19 protein-coding genes are annotated in these 21,632 nt (G+C 72.1%); 11 read left to right on the forward strand and 8 right to left on the reverse strand.

Going from position 1 to position 21,632, the window contains the following annotated elements; all coding sequences use genetic code 11:
* The first annotated feature begins 62 nt into the window (after positions 1-62).
* Positions 63-866, forward strand: coding sequence for an SDR family NAD(P)-dependent oxidoreductase (locus ACZ7DY_RS16425; protein WP_471135477.1), 804 nt, complete (start codon positions 63-65; stop codon positions 864-866).
* Here ACZ7DY_RS16425 and ACZ7DY_RS16430 read toward each other — a convergent pair.
* A complete protein-coding gene (locus ACZ7DY_RS16430; RefSeq protein WP_471135480.1) occupies positions 863-1,978 on the reverse strand; it encodes an NHL repeat-containing protein in 1,116 nt (371 codons plus the stop codon). The two genes, ACZ7DY_RS16425 and ACZ7DY_RS16430, sit on opposite strands and share 4 nt — an antisense overlap.
* A gap of 411 nt (positions 1,979-2,389) precedes the next feature.
* On the opposite strand from ACZ7DY_RS16430, the gene ACZ7DY_RS16435 reads away from it, so the two are divergent.
* The 8 genes from ACZ7DY_RS16435 (at position 2,390) to ACZ7DY_RS16470 (ending at position 12,061) form a co-directional block, all read left to right on the forward strand.
* Positions 2,390-3,430, forward strand: a complete 1,041-nt coding sequence (locus tag ACZ7DY_RS16435; RefSeq protein WP_471135482.1) for a phytanoyl-CoA dioxygenase family protein — start codon at positions 2,390-2,392, stop codon at positions 3,428-3,430.
* Positions 3,412-4,731, forward strand: coding sequence for a DUF6271 family protein (locus tag ACZ7DY_RS16440; RefSeq protein WP_471135485.1), 1,320 nt, complete (start codon positions 3,412-3,414; stop codon positions 4,729-4,731). The genes ACZ7DY_RS16435 and ACZ7DY_RS16440 overlap by 19 nt, the downstream gene beginning before the upstream one ends.
* A gap of 8 nt (positions 4,732-4,739) precedes the next feature.
* Complete coding sequence (locus ACZ7DY_RS16445) at positions 4,740-5,969, forward strand: type III PLP-dependent enzyme (protein ID WP_471136681.1); 1,230 nt, start codon at positions 4,740-4,742, stop codon at positions 5,967-5,969.
* Entirely contained in the window at positions 5,966-6,610 is a 645-nt protein-coding gene (locus tag ACZ7DY_RS16450) for a GNAT family N-acetyltransferase (RefSeq protein ID WP_471135487.1), read from the forward strand. Before ACZ7DY_RS16445 ends, ACZ7DY_RS16450 begins: the two co-directional genes overlap by 4 nt.
* Entirely contained in the window at positions 6,588-7,790 is a 1,203-nt protein-coding gene (locus ACZ7DY_RS16455; RefSeq protein WP_471135489.1) for an MFS transporter, read from the forward strand. The genes ACZ7DY_RS16450 and ACZ7DY_RS16455 overlap by 23 nt, the downstream gene beginning before the upstream one ends.
* A gap of 166 nt (positions 7,791-7,956) precedes the next feature.
* Entirely contained in the window at positions 7,957-8,886 is a 930-nt protein-coding gene (locus tag ACZ7DY_RS16460; RefSeq protein WP_471135491.1) for an AurF N-oxygenase family protein, read from the forward strand.
* Between the two features lie 33 nt (positions 8,887-8,919).
* The gene (locus ACZ7DY_RS16465; RefSeq protein WP_471135493.1) at positions 8,920-10,581 is read left to right on the forward strand and encodes an FAD-dependent oxidoreductase; all 1,662 of its coding nucleotides are present in this window, start codon (positions 8,920-8,922) and stop codon (positions 10,579-10,581) included.
* Positions 10,582-11,101: 520 nt separating this feature from the next.
* Entirely contained in the window at positions 11,102-12,061 is a 960-nt protein-coding gene (locus tag ACZ7DY_RS16470; protein ID WP_471135496.1) for a DUF5829 family protein, read from the forward strand.
* Positions 12,062-12,104: 43 nt separating this feature from the next.
* Here ACZ7DY_RS16470 and ACZ7DY_RS16475 read toward each other — a convergent pair whose 3' ends face one another.
* On the reverse strand, positions 12,105-13,493 hold the full coding sequence (locus ACZ7DY_RS16475; protein ID WP_471135498.1) for an aminopeptidase P family protein: 1,389 nt from the start codon (positions 13,491-13,493) through the stop codon (positions 12,105-12,107).
* A 416-nt stretch (positions 13,494-13,909) separates the two neighbouring features.
* Here ACZ7DY_RS16475 and ACZ7DY_RS16480 point away from each other — a divergent pair, with 416 nt between their 5' ends.
* Entirely contained in the window at positions 13,910-15,226 is a 1,317-nt protein-coding gene (locus tag ACZ7DY_RS16480) for a phosphatase PAP2 family protein (RefSeq protein WP_471135501.1), read from the forward strand.
* Between the two features lie 37 nt (positions 15,227-15,263).
* Here ACZ7DY_RS16480 and ACZ7DY_RS16485 read toward each other — a convergent pair whose 3' ends face one another.
* The 6 genes from ACZ7DY_RS16485 to ACZ7DY_RS16510 all read right to left on the reverse strand — a co-directional run bounded on the left by ACZ7DY_RS16485 (position 15,264) and on the right by ACZ7DY_RS16510 (position 20,612).
* Complete coding sequence (locus tag ACZ7DY_RS16485) at positions 15,264-16,127, reverse strand: LLM class flavin-dependent oxidoreductase (RefSeq protein ID WP_471135503.1); 864 nt, start codon at positions 16,125-16,127, stop codon at positions 15,264-15,266.
* 46 nt (positions 16,128-16,173) lie between these two features.
* Positions 16,174-16,710, reverse strand: a complete 537-nt coding sequence (locus ACZ7DY_RS16490; RefSeq protein ID WP_471135506.1) for a glycine-rich domain-containing protein — start codon at positions 16,708-16,710, stop codon at positions 16,174-16,176.
* A 29-nt stretch (positions 16,711-16,739) separates the two neighbouring features.
* Positions 16,740-17,978 (reverse strand): phenylacetate--CoA ligase family protein, encoded by a 1,239-nt coding sequence (locus ACZ7DY_RS16495; protein WP_471135509.1) that lies wholly within the window; start codon positions 17,976-17,978, stop codon positions 16,740-16,742.
* A gap of 104 nt (positions 17,979-18,082) precedes the next feature.
* Complete coding sequence (locus tag ACZ7DY_RS16500) at positions 18,083-18,250, reverse strand: hypothetical protein (RefSeq protein WP_471135512.1); 168 nt, start codon at positions 18,248-18,250, stop codon at positions 18,083-18,085.
* A gap of 122 nt (positions 18,251-18,372) precedes the next feature.
* Positions 18,373-19,893, reverse strand: a complete 1,521-nt coding sequence (locus tag ACZ7DY_RS16505; RefSeq protein ID WP_471135514.1) for a SulP family inorganic anion transporter — start codon at positions 19,891-19,893, stop codon at positions 18,373-18,375.
* 59 nt (positions 19,894-19,952) lie between these two features.
* A complete protein-coding gene (locus ACZ7DY_RS16510) occupies positions 19,953-20,612 on the reverse strand; it encodes a carbonic anhydrase (RefSeq protein ID WP_471135517.1) in 660 nt (219 codons plus the stop codon).
* Between the two features lie 454 nt (positions 20,613-21,066).
* Between ACZ7DY_RS16510 and ACZ7DY_RS16515 the strand changes: the two genes are divergently transcribed.
* Entirely contained in the window at positions 21,067-21,624 is a 558-nt protein-coding gene (locus ACZ7DY_RS16515) for an AAA family ATPase (protein WP_471135520.1), read from the forward strand.
* The last annotated feature ends 8 nt before the right edge of the window (positions 21,625-21,632 follow it).

Genomic DNA, 21,632 nt, shown 5'->3' on the forward strand with positions numbered 1-21,632 from the left:
AGCGGGCGGTCTTCGTATCATCGCCGCATGTGCTCACGACCGCGTCCGGAGGCTGAACAGGCATGACAGAGAACCGAGTCGTCATCGTCACGGGTGGCGGAACCGGCATCGGTGCCGCCACCGCCCGCCAGTTGCGGGCCGCCGGTCACCACGTGGTGGTCTCGGGCCGCCGCCCGGAACCGCTGCGCCTGCTCGCCGAGGAGACCGGGGCGCTCGCCCACCCCGCCGACGCCGCCGACCCCGAGGCGGTCGACGGCCTCGTGGCCGCGGCCGTCGAGGCGTACGGCCGCGTCGACGGGCTGGTCCTCAACGCCGGGGTGGGGCGCGGCGGAGCGGTCGGTGACCTCTCCGACGAGGACTGGGACACCGTCCTGCGCACCAACCTCACCGGCCCGTTCCTGCTGCTGCGCGCCGCGCTCCCGCGACTCGTCGAGACGCGGGGCTCGGTGGTCGCGGTCGCCTCGGTCTCCGCCCTGCGCAACGGCGTGGCCAACGCCGCGTACGCGACGTCGAAGGCGGCGCTCCTGCAGCTGTGCCGGTCCGTCGCCGTCGACTACGGTAGGGCCGGTGTGCGCGCCAACACCGTCTGCCCCAGCTGGGTGCGGACCGAGATGGCGGACCGGCGGATGAACCGGTTCGCGCAGGAGGCCCGCCTCGGCGGCGCGGAGGCGGCGTACGACGAGGCGACGCGGCTGATCCCGGCGGGCCGTCCGGGTCAGCCGGAGGAGGTCGCCGAGGCGATCTCCTGGCTGCTGTCGCCGGCCGCCTCGTTCGTCAATGGCGCGACGCTGACCGTCGACGGCGGTGTCACGGCGATCGACCCGGGCACCGTCGCCTTCGACCACGAGATCGTGCCGCGCCGTTAGCCGAACCGCTCCACGTGGAGCTGGGCCGGTGGGTACGGCGAGAAGGAGGTCGTGCCCACCGACCAGTAGCCGCCGTCCGTGCCCGGGATGCGGGCGATGGCCTCGGGCAGGCAGGCGGTGGGCACCTCGGGGCCGCGCTCGCTGACCCAGGCGGTGCCGTTCCAGCGCAGGTAGTGTGCGCGCTTCTGGTCCCAGAAGTCCCAGCCGGAGATCAGGTCGGGCCGGCCGCGTTCATCGCCCGAGATGCCGCTGAGCAGGCCGACGCCGAACGGCGCCTTGGGGTTGGCCCACTCCTTGCCGTCCCAGTGCTGGAGCACGATGCCCGGCGGTTTGCCGAACGGGCCGCCCACCCCGTACGCGAACCCGGTCAGCCAGATGTCGTCGTGCGCGACCGGCAGCAGGCCCGTCACCGAGGCGCGGATGCCGAGCAGGCGCGGCACCACCGTCCACGCGCCGTCCCAGCGGGCGATGATGTCGCCGAAGACCCACACCTCGCCGTCCGGCGTGACGTGGACGCCGCCCGGCGTCGGCGCGTCCGCGTCCGGCAGCGGCCTGCACCACCGCCAGGGCTTGCCGTCGCCGCCGCGCATCAGTCCCGCGCGGTCACCGTGGCGTCCCGAGACCCAGAACCGGCCGTCGGGCCCGGCCGCGACGTCCGTCAGCCGTGTGTCCGCCTCGCCGCGCCCGGGGAAGGCGGTCTCCCGCCACGTCGTGCCGTCCCAGGCGAGGAGCTGGTCGTGGCCGGCCGTGTCGGCGCCGAGCGCCCAGGCGGCGGCGCCGGAGGGAGCGGCGGCGACGGCGCGCAGGGCGCCCGTGTACGACAGGTGGGACAGGTCGTCCCTGGACCACGCGGTGCCGTTCCAGCTGAGGGAGACCGGGGTGCCGAGGGTGCCGCCGTACCGGCCCTCCTCTCCGACGGCCCAGGCGAGTGCGGGTCCGGCGGCGGCCACGGAGACCAGGTGGGCGGCCGGTTTGCCCGGGGGTGCGGGCACCTCCTGCCAGGAGCCGGACGCGGCGCCGGGGCGGGCGGCGGCGACCCCGGAGAGGGGGACGGAGAGGGCGAGACCCGTGCCGGTTGCGGCCAGACCACGGACAAAGACGCGTCTTCGCATGAGAAGAGCCTTTCTCGGAGTGGATCGGTGCGGGGCGTTCGGGCGTGCGAGGGGTGGGTCCGAAGGTGCGCAACACCCTGAACCGGGTGTCGTGCCGCGTCAATGCACGCGGATGCGCGTTTTCCTCTGGTCTGGACCAACTACCGCTCAGTAGACCGCAGTTGAGCTGCGGGATCTTTGCCGAATCCCCATGTGGCGGGGGCGTGAACCAGGAGTAAATATCGTCCTTTTGACCATCAAGGCACCCAATTCAATTGTTGACACGGGGAGTTGGTCTAGTCCATTTTGGTGGGACGCAAGTTCGACAGGGGGCGGGTGAGAACGCGCTGCCCCGGCGGGCCCGGACGGAGCCCGGCCTGCCCGGCGTGGAGTCCTGCCGCCGGACGAAAGAACCGAACCTTGGAGCACCACATGCCAGCGAGCGACCGCTACCTCCATCGCGCCCCCTGTGACGTCCCGTACTTCAGCGCGGACGGCGACACGTACCTGGCGCAGACCCAGCTGCGCGACCTCGAGAAGAGACGGCCGCTGCGCGTCCTCTCCGAGGAGGACTTCGCCCACTGGCAGACGTACGGCTACGCCGTCGTGAAGCAGGCGATACCCGCCCAGGCCGCGAAGGACCTGCTCGACTTCGCCTGGGAGTTCCAGGGCCTGGACCGCGGCCGCCCGGAGACCTGGTACGAGGAGCGCGAGTTCCGCTCCGACCTCGACCGTGAGCTGCACGTCTACGGCTTCGTCGAGGCATACCACCACCAGCTCATCTGGGACAGCCGCCAGACGCAGCGGGTCTACGACGCGTTCGTGGACGTGTGGGACTGCGAAGAGCTCTGGGTGACGCTGGACCGGCTCAACCTCAATCCGCCCAACGTGAAGAACCGCTCCCGCTCCCTGATCGCCCCCACCGAGCGCGGCTTCGACATCAACCTCCACTGGGACGTCGACACCACCCTCGGCGTGCTGCCCCAGCGCGTGCAGGGGATCATCGCCCTGGACGACACGCGCGAGGAGCACGGCGGCTTCCAGTGCTGTCCCGAGCTGTTCCGCCGGTTCGACCGGTGGAAGGCCCTCCAGCCGGACGACCGCGACCCCATCCGCCCCGCCATCGACCGGGACGAGATGCCCGTCGTCCGACCGGAACTGGCCGCCGGCGACCTGCTGATCTGGAACGGCCTGCTCGCCCACGGCGTGGCCCCCAACACCTCGGAGAACGGCGTCCGGGCGGTCCAGTACCTGTCGATGATGCCCGCCCTGGAGACCCACGAGGAGCTCCGCCGGTCCCGCATCGACTCCTGGCGCGACCTCAGCACCCCCGACTGGAACGCCACCCTGCTCGGGGACGCCCACAAGCACGAGTCGCTCCGGTACGGCACCGCCGCCCTCAACGACCTCGGCGCCAAGCTGCTCGGCCTCAAGTCCTGGAACGAGGAAGCCGCATGCGCCGAATCTGCCTGACGCTCCCCACCAATCGGGCCTGCCCGCAGACCATCGCGGCGATCGGCGAGGAAGCGGCCTACGCGGCCGCCACCTTCGACGTCGAGGCACACCTGCTGATCCTGGACTCCTCCGACGCCGGCACCTTCGCCGTGCACACCCGTGCCGTACGCGCGCTGCCCGAGGTGCCGGGCGTCGTCGTCCACCACCTCGACGAGGACCGCCAGCGCGACTTCCTGCGCCGGGTGATCGCCGACGCCGCCGTGACCAAGCCCGAGCTGATGCTGGACCTGATGCTCCCGGACGGCCTCTCCTACGGCGCCTGCACCAACCGCGCCTTCCTCATCGGCGCCGCCCTCGGCTGCGCATCCGTCCACCGCAGGGACTCCGACAGCCGCTACCAGAGCGTCGACGGCGACCCGGTCTTCCCCGTCCACCACGAACTCATGTCGCTGGGCAGGCCCGCCGCCGACGCCGCGGCCGACGTCACCGAGAACACCCTCGACCCGCGCCACGCCCACAAGCGGGTGGCCATGGTGGGCAGCTCCTTCGTGGGCGAACTCTCCGTGGACATCGGCGAGATCCAGCGCCTCGACCCGGACGTCTACCACGACGTGGTCAGCCTCTGGGCGCCCGGCCACTGGTCCGCCGACGAGAAGCGGGCCCTCGTCGACGAGTCATTCCGCGGCGCCGGGACCGAGACGTTCACGCGCGACCACGCCGCGCTGGGCCTCGTCGACCCGATGCGCGTCGACATGTGCAACATCAGCTTCCACGACGTGCACGAGCGCGTGCCGCTGCCGCCCGCCACCGACACCATCGGCAGCGACTACTTCCTCATCCACCTCGTCCACGACGCGGCACTGCCCGGCGTCCTGCACAACCGCAACATCGTCAACTATTACACCGCGGAACGCAGGACCGACGCCGGCTTCCTCGCGTACCAGACGCGGTTCGTGAAGTTCTTCCTGTCGATGCTCTACTTCAACCACATCTACGACCGGATGGCCGCGACCGGCGAGGAGCTGCTGGACGACCTGGGCCACGTCCGCGCCCCGGTCATCGCGGAGTTCGCCCGCGAGAGCGCCGGGCTCGACCAGGCCGAGAACCACCTGCGGCTCGACCGCATCGACACCGCGTACCGCAGACTCGGCGGCAGATACGCCGACTGCGCCGACCACCTCGCCGCCCGCCGCGAACGCCTGCTGGACGAGGCGCGCCGCGACATCGAGGACTTCGCCCTGCTCACCGAGGCGTGGGGAGCCCTGGTGCGCGCGAGCAAGGACGCCGGCGCACTCCTCGCGGCGGGCAGACCGGCGTGAGCACGACGATGACATACGACGCGCGAACGGTCCGCGGCGCGCGGACCGGCCTGGACAGCGCACCCCTCCTCGACGCCCTCGCGGCCGCCGCCGATGACCGGATCGTCTTCGACCTCCCCGGCATCGAGGAGCGCTACGCCACGCTGCGCCGCGAACTCCCCGGCGCCGCCGTGCGCTTCGCCATGAAGGCCTGCCCCGTCGACGAGGTCCTCGCCCGCCTGGCACGGCTCGGCTCGGGCGTCGACGCGGCCAGCCCCAAGGAGGTGGAGCAGGCCCTGCGGGCGGGCGTGCCGGTCGAGCGGATGCACTACGGCAACACCGTCAAGTCGGACCGGAACATCGCCGACGCCTTCCGGCTCGGCATCCGGGACTTCGCGACCGACAGCCTGGAGGACGTCCGGGCGGTCGCGGCGCACGCCCCGGGCAGCCGGGTGTTCTGCAGACTCGCCACCACCGGCGAGGGGGCGCTGTGGGGGCTCAGCAACAAGTACGGGTGCCCGCCCGAGGACGCCGTGACGATCCTTGAGACGGCACGTGACCTGGGACTGACGCCCGCAGGTCTCTCCGTGCACGTCGGCTCGCAGCAGATGACGGCCGACGCCTGGCAGGGCGCCGTCGACCTGATCGCCGACGTGCTGGGCCTCCTCGCCGAGCGCGGCATCTCCCTGGACCACGTCAACCTCGGAGGCGGCCTGCCGGCCCGCGGCTACCGCGACAAGTACGGCAGACGGCTCGACCCGCCGATGGACAAGATCTTCACGGTCATCCGCGAGGGCATGGCACGCCTGGCCGCGATCCCCGGCCACCGGCTCGCCTTCGTCATCGAACCGGGGCGCTACCTCACCGCCGACCACGGAGCCATCCGCGCACACGTCTCCCGCCTGTCCGAACGCCGGGGACCGGACGGCAGGCGCCAGTACTGGCTCTACCTGAGCTGCGGCAAGTTCAACGGCCTCTACGAGATGGACCAGTTGCAGTACCGCCTCGTCTTCCCCTCACACCGGGGGACCGAGTCGGTCCCCGCCGTCATCGCGGGACCCACCTGTGACAGCGACGACGCCTACTCCCACGAGGGCGGGCTCGTCCCGGTGCCCAAGGGACTCGCGTCGGGCGACCCCGTCTGGGTGCTCTCCTGCGGCGCGTACGCGACGAGTTACATGACGCGGGGCTTCAACGGCTTCGACCCCCTCCCGTACACCTGGATCGACGCCGAAGGCGCCGGGGACGAGGCGGCGTGACCGAGGAGATACGCGTACGCCGCATCGCCGACGGTGACTGGGACGGGATCGTGGCGCTGGAGGCCCGCGCCTACACGCCCCTCGGCCTGTCCGAAGGGCGGTCCGCGCTGGAGTCCCGGGTGCGGGCCTCACCGGAGACGTGCTTCGCGCTCGACCTGGGGCGGCGGCTGGCCGGCTACCTGCTTGCCCTGCCCTACCCGGAGTCGGCGTACCCGGAACTCGGCGGGACCGAACTAAAGCCGGCGCACCACACCCGCAACCTGCACCTGCACGACATCGTCGTCGCGGAGGACCTGCGCCACCGCGGCCTCGCCCGGCACCTCCTGCGGCGCCTCATGTCGACGGCCCGCGCGCACGGTTACGACCGGATCTCCCTGATCGCGGTCGGCGGCAGCGAGACCTTCTGGTCGGGCCGCGGCTTCACCACCGACCCCGGAGGCCCCGTGCCGACCGGTTACGGACCGACGGCCGTCTACATGTCGCGGGCCGTACCCGCGGCCCGGCAGGCGGACAGCGAAACAGAACAGCGAAGAGATGCCGAAGCGCGAAGAGACACAACAAGAGACACGGTCCCACCAAGAGACGCAGGACCGCGGAGCGGTGCGGAGAGGTGGGCCGGTGCGGGCGCTCCCGTTGCGTGACCCCTTCCACCGCGGCCAGTTGGCGATCGCCGCGCTCTTCTGCTCGCTCGGTTTCCAGTACGCCACCTGGGCCGCGCGGATCCCCGCCATCAAGACGGACCTCGGCCTGTCCGCCGCGGAGGTCGGCGTCCTGCTGATGGCCGCCGGCATCGGCGCTGCGGTGTCGTTCCCCGTGGTGGCGGCGTTGATGCGAGGCCTCGGCTCGCGGCGGCTCGCGCTCCTGTCGGCACTCGGCCTCGCCCTGCTGCTCCTCGCGCTCGCCGCGGCACCGAACTACCCGGTCGCCCTCCTGGTCATGTGCGTCGACGGCGTCCTGGTCGGCTGCCTCAACGTCGCCATGAACGCCCAGGGGGCGGAACTCGAGAAGCGGTACGAGCGCAACGCGATGGCCCGGCTGCACGCCACGTTCAGCGGCGGTTCGCTGCTCGCCGCGCTGCTCGCCTCCGGCATGAACGCGGTGACCTCGACGGTCGCCGTGCACTTCGGGGCCGCCGCGTTGCTCCTGCTGTTCCTGGTGGTCTGCGCGCGGCCCGGCCTGCTGGCCGAGCACGGGCCCGCCGCGGACGAGGCGGCGACGGCGGGGGACGAGGAGCCCGCGAGGTCGGCGAAGAAGAAGGGCGCCGGCAAGTGGACCGTACCGTCCCGGATGACGCTGTGGATGTGTGTCGCCATGGCGTTCGGCACGGTCACCGAGGGCGCCATGAACGACTGGTCGGCTCTCTATCTGGAGGACGTGGCCGACGCCTCGGCGGAGCTTGCCCCGCTCGGCATCGCCGTCGTCTCCGGGATGATGGTCGTCGCCCGCCTCTTCGCCGATGGCTGGCGCAGCCGCTGGGGCGACGGCCGGATCGTCCTGGCCGGAAGTGTGCTCGCCGGCGCCGGGCTGGCTCTGGCGCTGCTCACCGGCGGCCTGGTGCCCGCGCTGCTCGGCTTCGCCTGTGTCGGGCTCGGCATCGCCGCCGTCACCCCGTGCGTCTACGTGGCCGCGGCGGGCCAGGGCTCGGACTCGCTGACGCTGGTCGCCGCGATGGGGACGACGGGTCTGCTGGCCGGACCGCCGCTCATCGGGTTCATCGCCCACGCGAGCAGCCTCGTGTGGGGCCTGGCCGCCGTCGCCGCGTCGGCACTGGTCGTCTCCGCATGCAGTACGCGTATCCGCTGGCCGGCGGCGAGCGGCTGACCGCCGCCACCCGGGCAGCAGAGGCGCGGCCCGATCTCCTCCTTACCGGAGGGTAGTCGCCCCCGACCCCCTTGTTATACATTCCGTCTAACAAGGGGGTCGCGGCCTGCCGTGCGACGCGGCGCCGTGCCCGCTGCCTGGACGTCTGGAGCCAAGGAGCCGCACCATGGCAAGCAGCACTGTTCGGCCGAGCACACAGGGCACGTCCCCGGAGGGCGGTTCCCCGGCGGGGGACGTGGCCCGTCGGCTGTTGGACTCGGCCGCCGTGCTCGCGTACGACCCGGCGACCGAGGTCGACTGGGAGACGCCGCTGGACCGGGACTACCACGGCGCGAGCCCGGAGTGGAGCACGCTCTACGGCACCGCCTACTGGCAGGAACTCTCCGACGAGCAGCGCAAGGAGCTGACCCGCCAGGAGGCCGCCTCGGTGGCCAGCACGGGCATCTGGTTCGAGATGATCCTGCAGCAGATGGTGTTGCGCGACGTCTACGCCAAGGACCCGACGAGCACCGAGGTCCAGTGGGCGCTCACGGAGATCGCCGAGGAGTGCCGCCACTCCATCATGTTCGCGCGCGGCGCCGCGAAGCTCGGCGCACCCGCCTACCGGCCGCGCCGGTGGGCCACCGAAATGGGCAGGGTCTTCAAGTCGGTCGCCTTCGGCGAGGCCGCGTACGCGGCGATCCTGGTGGCCGAAGAGGTCCTCGACGTCATGCAGCGCGACTGGATGCGCGACGAGCGCGTCGTGCCGTTCGTCCGCACCATCAACAACATCCATGTCGTCGAGGAGTCGCGGCACATGAAGTTCGCCCGCGACCAGACGCGCAAGCGGCTGGCGGGCGCGGGCCGGGCACGCCGCGAGATCAACGCCCTGGTGATCGCCATCGCCTCGTACGTCATCGTCACCAGCATGGTGAACCGCAAGGTGTACGCCAACGCCGGGCTCGACGAGGAACGCGCGCTCGCCGAGGCGAAGGCCAACGAACACCACAAGTCCATGATGCGGTCGAGCTGTTCGGGACTGATGGAGTTCCTCGCCTCATGCGGCCTGCTCACCAGGCCGGCCCTGGTCTTCTACAGGCGCGCCAACCTCATCTGAGCCGACGGACCCGAGCGAGCTGAGCCGACGAACATGACCTACGCCATCACGCAGACCTGCTGCAGCGACGCCACCTGTGTCGCCGTGTGCCCGGTCAACTGCATCCACCCCACGCCGCAGGAGCGGGCGTTCGGCAGCACCGAGATGCTGCACATCGACCCCCGCACGTGCATCGGCTGCGGCGCCTGCGCCGACGCCTGCCCCGTCGACGCGATCTTCCCGGTGGACAGCCTGCCCGCCGCCCAGCGGGAGTACGCGGACATCAACGCGGCCTACTACGACGGCAGTACGGCGGAGGGGACCACCGGCACGGCGGTGGAGGGGCCGAACTTCCACGCCTGGGGCGAGCCGGCCTTCCCGCGCGTCCTGCCCGCCGACTTCACCCCCGTGAAGGTCGCCGTCGTCGGCACCGGACCCGCCGGAATGTACGCCGTGCAGGACCTGTTGCTGCACACCGCCGCCGAGGTGACCCTGATCGACAGGCTGCCGGTGGCGGGCGGGCTCGTCCGGTACGGCGTGGCGCCCGACCACCCGGCGACCAAGAAGGTCGGCGACACCTTCGCGCGCTTCCACGCGCACCCGAGGGTGCGGATGCACCTCGGCCTGGCCGTGGGCACCGACGTCACCCACGAGGAGATCGCCGCCCACCACGACGCCGTCGTCTACGCCGTCGGTGCCCCGGCCGACCGCCGCCTGGACGTGCCGGGGGAGGAGCTGCCCGGCAGCATCGCGGCCAGCGCCTTCGTCGCCTGGTACAACGCCCATCCGGACGCGGCCCCGGACAGCATCGACCTCTCGGCCGAGCGCGCGGTCGTCGTCGGCAACGGCAACGTCGCCCTGGACGTGGCCAGGATCCTGCTCTGTGACCCCGACACCCTCGCCCGCACCGACATCGCCGACCACGCCCTGCGGGCCCTGCGCGAGAGCAGGGTGCACGAGGTGATCCTGCTTGCGAGGCGCGGCCCCGAGGACGCCGCGTACACCAGGTCGGAGCTGCTGGCCCTCAAGCATCTGCCGGGCGTGGAGCTGACGGTCGACGACCACGACCCGCGCATCGGCCCCGCCATCGACACCGCCGGGCCGTCAGAAAAGGGCGCGGTCCTGCAAGGCGTCGCGCGCACGCGGCACGAGTGGGAGGGACCGCCGGCGCCCGGCCGCAGGATCGTGCTCCGCTTCCACTGCGAACCCGCCGAACTCCTCGGCACGGAACGGGTCGAGGCCGTGCGGATGACGGCGGCCTCGGGGGAGCGGACGGTACCGGCGGGGCTGGTGCTGCGCGCCATCGGCTACCGGGGCGTGCCGGTGGCGGGATTGCCCTTCGACGAGGCCGACGGCACCGTCCCCCACGAGGGCGGCCGGGTCACCGGGCAGCCGGGCACCTATGTCGTCGGCTGGATCAAGCGGGGCCCCACCGGCGGCATCGGTGCCAACCGCACCTGCGCCGCCGAGACGGTCACGACCCTCCTGGCCGACGCCGTCGCGGGTGCGCTGCCCACCCCGCGGCACGACCCGAAGGCCTTCCATCGCCTTGCCCGGCGCCGCAACCGCCGGCTCGTGGACGCGCGCGGCCTGGCCGCCATCGAACGGGCCGAGATCGCGCGGGGGCACGGCGCGGGGCGGCCGAGAGTCAAACTGGCCACGGTGGCCGAACTCGTCTCGGCGGCACGGGCGGGCCGCGGCATCCTGACGCGCTGACACGCTGACGGGACCAGGCAATGTGCAGGCACGGCCGCGCCGGACTCCCCGTGGGCGCGGCCGACCCGCCTCGACCACCGCCTCGGTGCGCGGGAGTTCACCGAGACAGTAGGAGCATTCGGGCAATGCTTTTCGCGAGCGGTGGTTCTCCTCCATCTGTACCCAGCGCACGATGGCCACACCAGTTGAAGTCCGGAGCATCGAGGTCCGGAGCACCCCGGGACCGCGTCGCCGCGGGAGGGGACAGCAGAAGCCCCGGCCTCCGTCACGGAGGCCGGGCCTTCTGTCGCGAGCGCTGGGCAGGCCTTGCACCTGCATCTCCCCACAGGAAGTGGGGCGCCTTTCCTTGGACCACCAACGCCGGGCCCGGCACCGTCTGTTCGGCGGCGAGCTCAAGATCGACTGTACCCCACGGACCGGCCGGGCGCGAAATCCGATCCGGCGACAGCGCCCGACAGCGCCGTGCCGAAGTGCGCGGAGTCCCCTCGTCCGCCGCGCCGCCCGCCCTACGATCGCCTGCATGATGCTGCTGTTCCGTAGGACGCGGATGGTCATGGCCCTCGTCGTGGCGCTCGCCGCCGTGCTGGCGGGGGCGGTCGGCGGCACCGCGTGGGCGGCCCCCGCCGACGACACCCCGCCCGCGCCCGGCCGGCAACTGCTCTTCTACAACCACGCCTACGGCGTCCTGGACCGGGAGACCGCCGACGCCATCGAACACAGCGCCTATCTACGGGAGTTCGCGAACTTCCAGGTCCGCACCACGACCGGATCCGACGGGCAGACCTGGACCGGCCGCTATCTGATGGGCCGCGAGACCTACCTCGAACTGTTCGGGACAGGCGACCTGCCCGGCAGGGACGGCGAGTTCGGCGCCGCAGGGATGGGCCTCTCCGTGGAGCGCTCGGGCGATCTGGCCACGGTCCGCGACCGGCTCGTGGACCTCGGGGTCACCCCGGCCGACTTCCTGCAGACGCGCGACTTCGGCGACGGCGTCCCTGTGCCCTGGTTCGACGGCTTCTTCGCCATCGCCGCCGACCAGTACGACTCCTTCGGCGCCTGGTCGATGGAGTACCGCAAGGAGTACTTCGCCGACCCGCGCAGCGGGACCGAGCCGCCGAGCCGCCCCGGTGACGTCGGCCGGGAGCGCTACCTCAACGACGGCTATCTCGACCACCGGATGCGTGACGTGACGTCGGTGCGGCTCGCCATCACCCGGCGCGACGTCGCGAGCACGGTGCCGCTGCTGCGGGCGGGCGGATTCGTCGTCCGGTCCCTGCCGGGCGGCGGGGCGATCGCGCTGCGGGGCGCCACCACGATCAGGCTCGACGCGACGACGCGGCAGGAGGCGGGCCTGCGCGAGGTCACCTTCTCGCTGAACGAGCCGGCGGGCCGCCGCCACGAGGAGCGGATCGGCCGCTCCACGCTGACAGTCGGCCCGGGCGCCAGTGCCGTCTGGACGTTCGACCGGCCCTCCGGCTGACCGCGCGGCGGCCCCGGCGCGGCTCCTGCCCCGCCACGGCTACTCAGACGGAGGCGTCGAGGAGGCCGCCCATCCACTCCTCGATCCCGGCGACGGTGCGCGGCAGGGCGCCCGACATCAGACGGGCGCCGTCCGCCGTGATCACGAGGTCGTCCTCGATCCGTACGCCGATGCCGCGCAGCTCGGCGGGGAGCGTCTCGTCGTCCGGCTGGAGGTAGAGGCCGGGCTCCACGGTCAGGACCTGCCCCGCCTCCAGGACGCCGTCCAGATAGGTGCCGGCCCGCGCCTTCGCGCAGTCGTGCACGTCGAGCCCGAGCATGTGGCCGCTGCCGCAGAGGGTGTAGCGGCGGTGCAGATCTCCCTCGGCGTCCTTGAGCACGCCCCACGCGGCGAGCCCCTCGGCGATGACCCGCATGGCGGCCCGGTGGAAGTCCCGGAAGCGGGCCCCGGGGCGCAGCGCCGCGATGCCCGCGTCCTGGGCGGCGAGCACCAGCTCGTACACCTGCCGCTGGACGGGGGAGAAGCGGCCGGAGAGCGGCAGGGTGCGGGTGATGTCCGCGGTGTAGAGGCTGTCCGTCTCCACCCCCGCGTCCAGCAGGAGGAGCTCCTCGGGGTCGAGCCGCCCATCGTTGCGGATCCAGTGGAGCACGCAGGCGTGGGCGCCGGAGGCCGCGATGGTCTCGTAGCCGGTGCCGTTGCCCTCGGCGCGGGCGCGCAGGCCGAATATCCCCTCGATCCAGCGCTCGCCGCGCGGGTGCGCGAGGGCACGGGGCAGGGCGCGCACCACGTCCTCGAAGCCGGCGGTGGTGTGGTCGACGGCGCGTTGCAGCTGGTCGACCTCCCAGGCGTCCTTGACCAGGCGCAACTCCGAGAGGGCGGCGGCCAGTTCGGGATCGGTGGCGGCATGGCGGCCGGTGGCGCGGCCCAGCGTGTCCAGGTGGGCGCAGCGGATGCCGGTGAGCCGCTCCGCCTCGGCGAGGTCCGGCCGGCGCCCCACCCAGAATTCGCCGTAGCGCCGGTCCCGGTAGAACTCCTCGTCCCCCGCGACGCGGGGCGAGCGCGGCCGCAGGTGCAGCACCGCCTCGTGGCCGCGGGGCCCCGAGGGCTCCATGACCAGCACCGCGCCCGCCTGGTCCTCGCCGGTGAGTCCGGTCAGCCAGGCGTAGGCGCTGTGCGGCCGGAAGCGGTGGTCGCAGTCGTTGGAGCGGACCGTGAGCTCGCCGGCCGGGATGATCAGCCGCTCGCCGGGGAAGCGGGCGGAGAGCCTGGCCCGGCGGGCCGGGGTGACGGCATACGCGGTGACCCGGGCGGAGTCCGGGAGGGCCGACGGAGCCCAGGACTCCGCCATGAACCGCGACAACTCGGGGGAGACGGCCAGGTCATGGCTGCCGGTGTTGAGCGTTGGTGCGGGGTGGGTGCCGGATTCGGTCACGAGGACTCCCTTGGGGCAACGCGCACGGAGGGCCCGGAGGCCGGTCAGTAAAATGTCACATTACTATGGCGCGGCCCTCGCGCGACCTGTCGGCATCATCAAATCCCCTGAGTGAGAGGGGAGTTGGCCTACGGGTGCCGGACGCCTCCCCTCCGGTTCCGCTTCCTCTCCTGCGCTGGGCAGACGGTCGGCCCCGTACGCGATGCCGGTGTGGAGTCCTCTCTGTACCGCCCGTGACCAGCGGAACCCCGTCGACCCGGCTCCGATAGCATGCTCAAACTTGCGGCCGATCGTCCTCATCGACCGGAAGCATGCCATCCGGCACGAAGCGCGACGTATCAGCAGACATCTAACAAATCGGCCATAAATTGAAATCCATAGCATCGCGGGTCTTTTCGCGAATAGACAGCAGGAAGATGTTCGCCGCGTGGCGTCAGCCCCGGGCGATTCTGTGGACCACGGCCGGCGTGGTGGCCCTCGGATTCCTCGTCGCGCTGGAGATCGCCGCGCGCCACTACGGCGTGGCCGGGCCGATCACCAACCAGGCGCGCGAGGTGATCTTCGCCCCCAAATCGGGACCGCTGCTCTACGCCAGCATGGCGTTGATGATGGTGGTGCTCACCTGGCGCGAACGCTTCATCGCCGCCGGTGTCGCGGTCGGCATCGATGTCGTCTTCTTCCTGGTGCGGTGGGTGGTCGGCGCCGACATGATGTTCGGCAACGGCGCGCTGTGGGTGCTCCTCGGGTACGGGGTCATCGCCCTCACCCGCCGGTCCGGCCAGGAACGCGTCCTGCTCCTGAAGGGCGTCGGCCTCGGCCTGCTCCTGGTGGCGGGACGCAAGACCGGTGACTCCTGGCTGCTCATCACGTGGAAGACCCGCCCGACGGTGCTCGACCAGTACGTGGCGACGGCGGACCACGCGCTGGGGAACCCCTCGTGGCTGGTGGGCCGCATGGTCGAGGCCACCGGCTCGGTGGGCACCCACGTCCTGGAGTGGGTGTACATCCAGCTCGCCGTGGCCGCGGTCGCCGTCGCGCTCTACCAGCTGCGGCACGTCGCCACCGAGCGCCGCTTCCCGAGCCACCACCTGGTCCGCACGTTCCTGGTCATCGGCCTGCTCGGGCCAGGCATCTACATGATCTTCCCGGTGGTCGGGCCGGTCTTCGCCTACGGTCCCGGCGCCTCCGGCACCGGCGGTGTGCAGTGGGCGGTGGCCAACCTCTGGCCGCACACCCCGCCGACGATCAGCGTGCCGCACCAGATGGGGTACGACGACCTGACCCCGCGCAACTGCATGCCCAGCCTGCACACGGCGTGGGCCACCACGATCTTCATCCACTCCCGCAGAGGCCCCCGCGCCCTGCAGTGGGCCGGCGCGTTCTGGCTGCTCGCCACGCTCGGCGCGACGCTGGGCTTCGGTTACCACTACGGCGCGGACATCATCGCGGGCGTGGTCTTCGCGGTCACGATCGACGCGGCGCTGCGCTCGCACGCCCGCGGCTGGGACCGCTCGGGCGTCCAGCTGGTGGCCTACGGCGCCGGAGTCTTCGTGGCGCTCCTGCTGTCGTACCGCTTCCTGCCGCTGGAGATGGCCCGGCACCCGTGGGTGTTCGGACCGCTCCTGATCCTGCTGACCGCCTCCGTGGTGCACAGCTACATGCGGACGACCAGGCTGTGGGACCCGAAGGCCGCCCCGGCACAGAAACTGGAACCGCAGCCCGAGCTGGTGTGAGCCCTCCGGGCCGCACCGGCCCCGGGGCCGGTGCGGCTCAGAGCGCCGGAGGCCCCGCCTCCACCCGGCGCAGGACCGGGTCAAGGCGGTCCAGGCCGGGGCTGTCCTGGATCTGCCGCTCGTCCCACCAGGTGGCACCGGCGTCCCGCAGCGGGCCGATCAGGTCCTTGGCCCCGGCCTGGTCACAGGGGCTCGCGCCGCCGAGCACGATCTCGAAGGGGTGCGCGGTCTCCTCCGTACGATGCTCGCGCAGATAGCCGACGAGTTCCCGCACCTGCGTCAGGTCGGGCGGAAAGCCGTGCCGGGCCGACTCGAACAACGGCGCCGCGCCGTCCCAGCGCGCCGCCCGCCGCATGGGCGCGCGGCGCGGCCAGAACCCGCCGATCCACACGGGCGGGCCGGGCCGCTGCACGGTGGCGGGGAGCAGCGTCACGTCACGGGCCTCGTAGTGCCGGCCGTGGTGGTCCACCGGCCGGCCGGACCAGAGGTCCCGCAACAGCTCCAGCCCCTCGTCGAGCCGCTCGGCGAGCACGCGCGGTTCCGCGGTGTCGCCGAAGCTGCGGTACTCGTCCTCGACCGGCCCGCCGAGCCCCGCCCCGAAGACCACCCGGCCGCCGCTGAGCCCGTCCAGGGTGGCCACCTGGCGGGCGAGCTGCTGCGGGCGGTAGCGGGGGACGGGCGTCAGGAGGGTGCCGAGCCGGATCCGGGAGGTCGCGAGCGCGGCCGCCGTCAGGAGCATCCAGGGGTCCCCGAAGGGGCGGTCCCCGTGTTTGCGGTGCAGCACGTGGTCCCAGACGAAGAGCCCGTCCCAGCCGGCCTCCTCGGCGGCGGCCGCCACGGTCGCGACGTTGCGGGGGTCGGCGAAGTCGCCGAAGTTGGGGATGTTGACGGAGAAGCGCATTCCAGCAGCATGCGCACGCGGCGCCGGAGGGGCAACAGGGCGGGGCCTACCGGTCGTCCGGACCGCCGGCGAGCGCCGTGATCTGAGCGAGGGACAGGTCCAGCTCGTCGTGGAGGAAGCGCACGACCGTCCAGTGCGGCAGGGCGGCCTCGTCGTACGGGCCGAACGCGGCGGTGTAGAGAGGGATCCACCGCAGCGCTTCCTCGGCGGCCGTCTCCCGCCCGGGTGCCTGCTGGTAGGTGTCGTAGGACACGCTCCGATGGTGGATGAAGTGCCCGCCGGGCAGCCGCTGTTCGCACAGCTCGCGGTACTCGCGGGTCTGCAGGATGAGGTAGTGCCAGATCTCGTCGATGTCCTGCTCGACGGGGAGGAAGAGGCCCGCGAGCCGGTCGGGGTGGCGGGAGACCAGGTAGAGGTAGCGCAGGCACTCGCGGACCTGGTCCGTGACGTGGGAGGCGGAGGGGGCGCCCGGCCTGGACGCGAAGTACCGGACGACCTCCTCGTGCAGGGCTGGGCCGAGGAGTTCCTCGGCGCCGGGGGCCGTACCGGGTCGCGCGGGCGGGTGCGGGGCGGGTGCGTGCATGGGCGGGGTCCTTCGTCCGGTCGCGGTTGCTAGGGCGTGGTGAGCCAGGCGTACTTGCCCGAGCGGCCGATCGGCACGTGGGAGCGGTGCTCCACGCGGCAGGAGCGGCCGGTCAAGGCGCCGATCCCGGAGGCCAGTTCCTTCTCCTCGGCGGGCGTGAGCGGCTCGCCGTCGAAGGTCGTGCACCACAGCAGGCACCGGTCCTCGCCGGCCGGCCGCAGCTGGTGCAGGAAGACGCGCGGGGCGACGGAGGCGACGCGGGCGTCGAGGTCGGCCTGGGCGACGGGTCCTTCGGGCGTGGCAAGCAGCTCCTTCTCGCGGCCGCAGAAGGAGACGATCCGCGCCGGGTCCGTACTGCCGTCACGGGTGCGGACGCAGTCCCCGGACCGGTAGCGGACCAGCGGCATGTACGGGTTGCGGACACTGGTGACGATGAGGCTCAGGATGCCGCTGCCGGGCGCCACCGGGATCAGCTCGACGCTCATGCCGTGCAGATAGGGGTGGTAGCGCACGTCACCGTCCCGGCCGCCACCGCGCCCGTCGCTGTAGAAGAGGTAGCCGAGTTCCGTGCTGCCGAAGAGGTCGACGATCGGGCAGTCGAAGTGGTCGCGCAGGTACGCGCGGACGTTGAGCGGCGTGTACTCGTAGGCATGCACGATGCCGGCCGGCCGCGGGAAGAGGTCCCACAGGCCCCACGCGTCGACCCTGCGGACCAGGTGGGCCAGGTGGTAGCCGGAGCAGTCCAGCAGATACGAGCCGTCCGGGTGCGCGGCGCTCACCTCGCGGATCTCGGCGAGCATCCGCTCGACCTCGGAGCGGTCCCAGTCGGCCGGGTCCAGGGTGCGGTTGAGGTAGAGGGTCCGGTCGTCGAGCCAGCGCTCGCCCCGTGTCGCGCCAGGTTTCCCGGCGTTGACGCGGGCGACGTGCTCCGTGGCGAGGACGGTGGTCAGCGAGACCCGCCGGCCCCCCTCGTGCCAGAGGGCGCCCAGCTCGGGATGGTCGCTCCACAGCCGGTAGTAGGAGCGCAGCAGGAAGTACGGCGGCCGGATGATCTGCATGCGGGCGTGGTTGGTCCCGGTGGACAGGACGAACTCGGCCTCGCCCGTCTCCAGCGCGCGTTCCAGCGCGGGCGTCATCCAGTTGGCGGGGAAGTCCCGGGCGATCTCCGGCTTCTCCAGGATCGGGAAGTCGCCGCGCTCGATCGAGGGGCGGTAGAGGGGGATGTCCCGGATCCGGTCCAGGACGTCGGCGCTCGGCAGGCGGTTCACGGGGGCTCCGGTGCGGGAGGGGGCGGGTGCCGGGGGAGCGAGGGCGGGTGCGGTGGCCGCGGCCGGTGGCGCCGGCCGGCCACCGCACCCGCCGGGTCAGTGCGTCAGGAGATGCAGCCGGATTTGCCGGTCGCGCTGATGCAGCCGCTCTTCGGCGTCGCGCTGATGCAGCCCTCCTTCGCGCCCGGCGTGCCGCCGCCCTGAGCCGAGTTGGCGGCGACCCACTTGCGCCACACGGACTCCTCCGTCATGCGCTTGATGAGCTGTTCCACGGTGAAACCTCCATGATCGGTCGGCACGCCGTGCCGAGGGAGTGAGGGGACAACCGGGTGGCGGGCTCGTGGCGCCCGCCACCCGGAGCAGGGGAAGACGGTGAGCGGCGGTGGTACGGGCCTCAGGCCCCGGCCACCGGAAGCGTCTTCATCCGTACGGCTTCCGTGCCGCTGTCGTTGTGCCGCAGCGCCCAGTTCTCCAGCGTCGTGCGGCAGGCGTGATCCAGGTGGCGGACCTCGGTCAGGTCCAGCTCGATGGGCCGGTCCTTGGGCATGCCCTCCAAAGTCTCCAGGATGCGGGGCAGCCGCAGGAACGTGGCGTTCCCGGTGAGCGTCACGACCATCCGGCCGTCGGTCAACTCCCGTACGTCCAGGTGGATGTGGGAGGTGTCCCAGGCGGACTTGACCACGGCGAGCACCAGGCCGAGCACCACGCCCTCGAACATGTTGGTCACCACGATGGCGACGGCCGTGACGGAGAGGACGACGGCCTCGCCGCGGTGGGCGCGGGCCAGCGGCACGATCTCCTTCACGGGGATCAGCTTGCACCCCGCGTGCACCAGGACACCGGCGAGCGCCGCCAGCGGGATGATGCCGAGCGCGGCCGGCAGCAGGACCGCGAAGAGCAGGAGCCACGCGCCGTGCAGGATCCGGGAGAGCGGAGTGCGGGCGCCCGCCCGGACGTTGGCGGAGCTGCGCACGATGACGGCCGTCATCGGCAGGGCGCCGAGCACGCCGCACACGGTGTTGCCGACGCCTTGGGCGACGAGTTCCTTGTCGTACTGCGTGCGCGGGCCGTCGTGCATGCGGTCCACGGCGGCCGCGCTGAACAGCGATTCGGCGGAGGCGATCAGGGTGAAGGCAAGGACGGTGCCGAGCACGGCCACGCTGCCCAGTTCGGCCAGTTCGCCGAGGCCCGGCGGCTGGATGGCGTCGACCATGCCGCGCACCGACACGTTCGCCACGTCCAGGCCGAGTCCGGCCGTCACGGCGGTGGCGAGGGCGACGGCCGCCAGCGGGGCGGGCACCAGGCGCGCCGCCGCGGGCAGCTTCGGCCACAGGACGAGGACACCGATCGTGCCGATGCCGATGGCCGCGGCCGTCAGCGACGTGGTGTCCCGGACGGTGTCGGCGAGCAGTCCGGGCAGACCGGTGATCTTGTCGACGCCGGAGAGCGGCTGCTTCGCCCCGGCCATGGTGTAGAGCTGGCCGAAGAGCAGTACGAGTCCGATGCCCACGAGCATGCCCTGGACGACGGAGACCGATATCGCGCGGAACCACCGGCCGCACCGCAGCAGCCCGAGCGCTATCTGCAGGGCGCCGGTCAGGAGCACGATCGCGCCGAGCATGCCGAGCCCGAATTCGCGTACCGCCTCGAAGACGAGCACGGTGAGGCCGGCGGCGGGGCCGCTCACCTGGAGCGCGCTGCCCGGCAGGCAGCCGACGACCAGGCCGCCGACGATGCCGGTGACCAGGCCCAGTTCGGCCGGTACACCGGAGGCGACCGCCACGCCGACGCACAGCGGCAGGGCGACCAGGAAGACGACGAGTGAGGCCAGGATGTCCCGTCGCAGCACGCCCGGTTCACGCAGGGCGGCGAAGGGTGAACGGAGGGGGGATGGTCGAGAGGGAAGGGAGGACATGAGGGTGGGGGTCCTGTCGTGGGAGCGGGCAGCCGGTCAGCGGGGGGCGGCGACGGCTCTCACAGCGGGACGAACGCCGGCCGGCCGGTGCCCGAGGGGCGGTGGACGGTGACGGTGCCGGTGTGCACCTCGTAGTACCAGGCGTGCAGGGTGAGCGAGCCCTCGGCGAGCCGCTCACGTACGCAGGGGTACGCCCGCAACCGCTCCACCTGCGTGAGGACGTGGGTCTGCACGGCCTCCGCCACGTCCGGCGAGGTCGGGGTGAGCGAGCGCACGGCGTCGTCGGGGGTGACGGAGTGCTCCAGCCAGTCGCGGACCGCGGGCACGGACGAGAGGTCTTCGCGCCGCACCAGCGCGCCCACGGCTCCGCAGTGCGAGTGCCCGCAGACGACGACGTCGCGGACGCCGAGCACGCACACCGCGTACTCGATGGTGGCCGCCTCGCTCATGGGGTGGTGGCCGTCGCGGAGGTCGTCGGTCCGCTCGCCGTGGCCGGCTCCCGGGTAGGGCGGTACGACGTTGCCCGCGGTCCGGAGTTCGAAGAGCTCGCCGGGGCGGGCGCCGGTGATCAGGGCCGGTACGACACGCGAGTCCGAGCATGTGACGAAGAGGGCTTCGGGTGACTGTCCGGCGCCGAGTGCCTCGAAGACCGGGGCGTTCCTGGGGTCCGCCACGTGTGTCGCGGCGAACGAACGGGCGTGGTCGATCAGTGACTTCATGGTGGCCTGCCTCCTGCGTCCTCCGGGCGGTGCCGGGACGCGGTGTGGTCGGGTCGTCGGTGACGGTGGGGCGGCACGGTCCGCCGGGTGCGGGTGCTCGGTGCCCCGGGGAGACAGCCTGGACGGCCGTCGTGTCCATCACTTTGCCATCGCATTACGGTTCGATGGCAGGGCAAAATTCTGCCAAAGATTGAGTAATTACCGCCCCCCAACTGGGAATTGGTCCGGCAATCAACCGTTGGGTGAAGATCGAGGTGTGGATTGTGTGCGCGATGTGAAGCCGTTCCGTTCGCGCCCCGTTGCAGTCGCACCGCCCCCGGCGGCGACGCGGGAAAAGGGGGACAGGCCGAGGCGTGGGGCCGAAGGGGCAGTTGACCGGCGGTTGTTACGATCACCACGCGCACGCCGGCCGCAGCGGCCGGTCCACGGGACGGCGAGCAGGAGCGGGCGGAACATGCCGGAAACTTCCTTTCAGGGCCAGGTCGTCGACACCGAACCGGCCCCGTACGTCTTCCTCGTCGTCGGCATCCCCGGGTCCGGGAAGAGTTCGGTCTCCCGCGAGCTGGCCCGCAGGTTCGCCCTCGGCGCGCACATCGAGGGCGACCATCTCCAGGACCTGATCGTCTCCGGGAACCGGCTGCCCAAGCCGGAGGAGGACCTGGAGGCCGACCGTCAGCTGCTGCTCAGGGCGCGCAACGGCGCGGTACTGGCCCGCAGTTTCCACGCCGCGGGCGTCGTCCCCGTCATCGACGACGTGGTCGTGCGGCGCGCACACCTGGAGTTCTACCGGGAGCACCTCAAGGGGCTGCCGCTGCGCCTGATCGTGCTCGCGCCGTCGATGGAGGTCGTCTCCCGGCGTCTCACCGCACGCGACAAGGTCCTCGCGGACGACTGGTCGTTCCTCGACGAGGCGATGCGCACCGAACTCGCCGGTGAGGGCGAGTGGTTCGACAGCTCGGCGATGACTCTGGACGAGACGGTCGACGCCATCATGGCGAAGGGCGAGTGCTGAGCTGCGGC

This window comes from Streptomyces sp. NPDC037013, assembly GCF_055607265.1.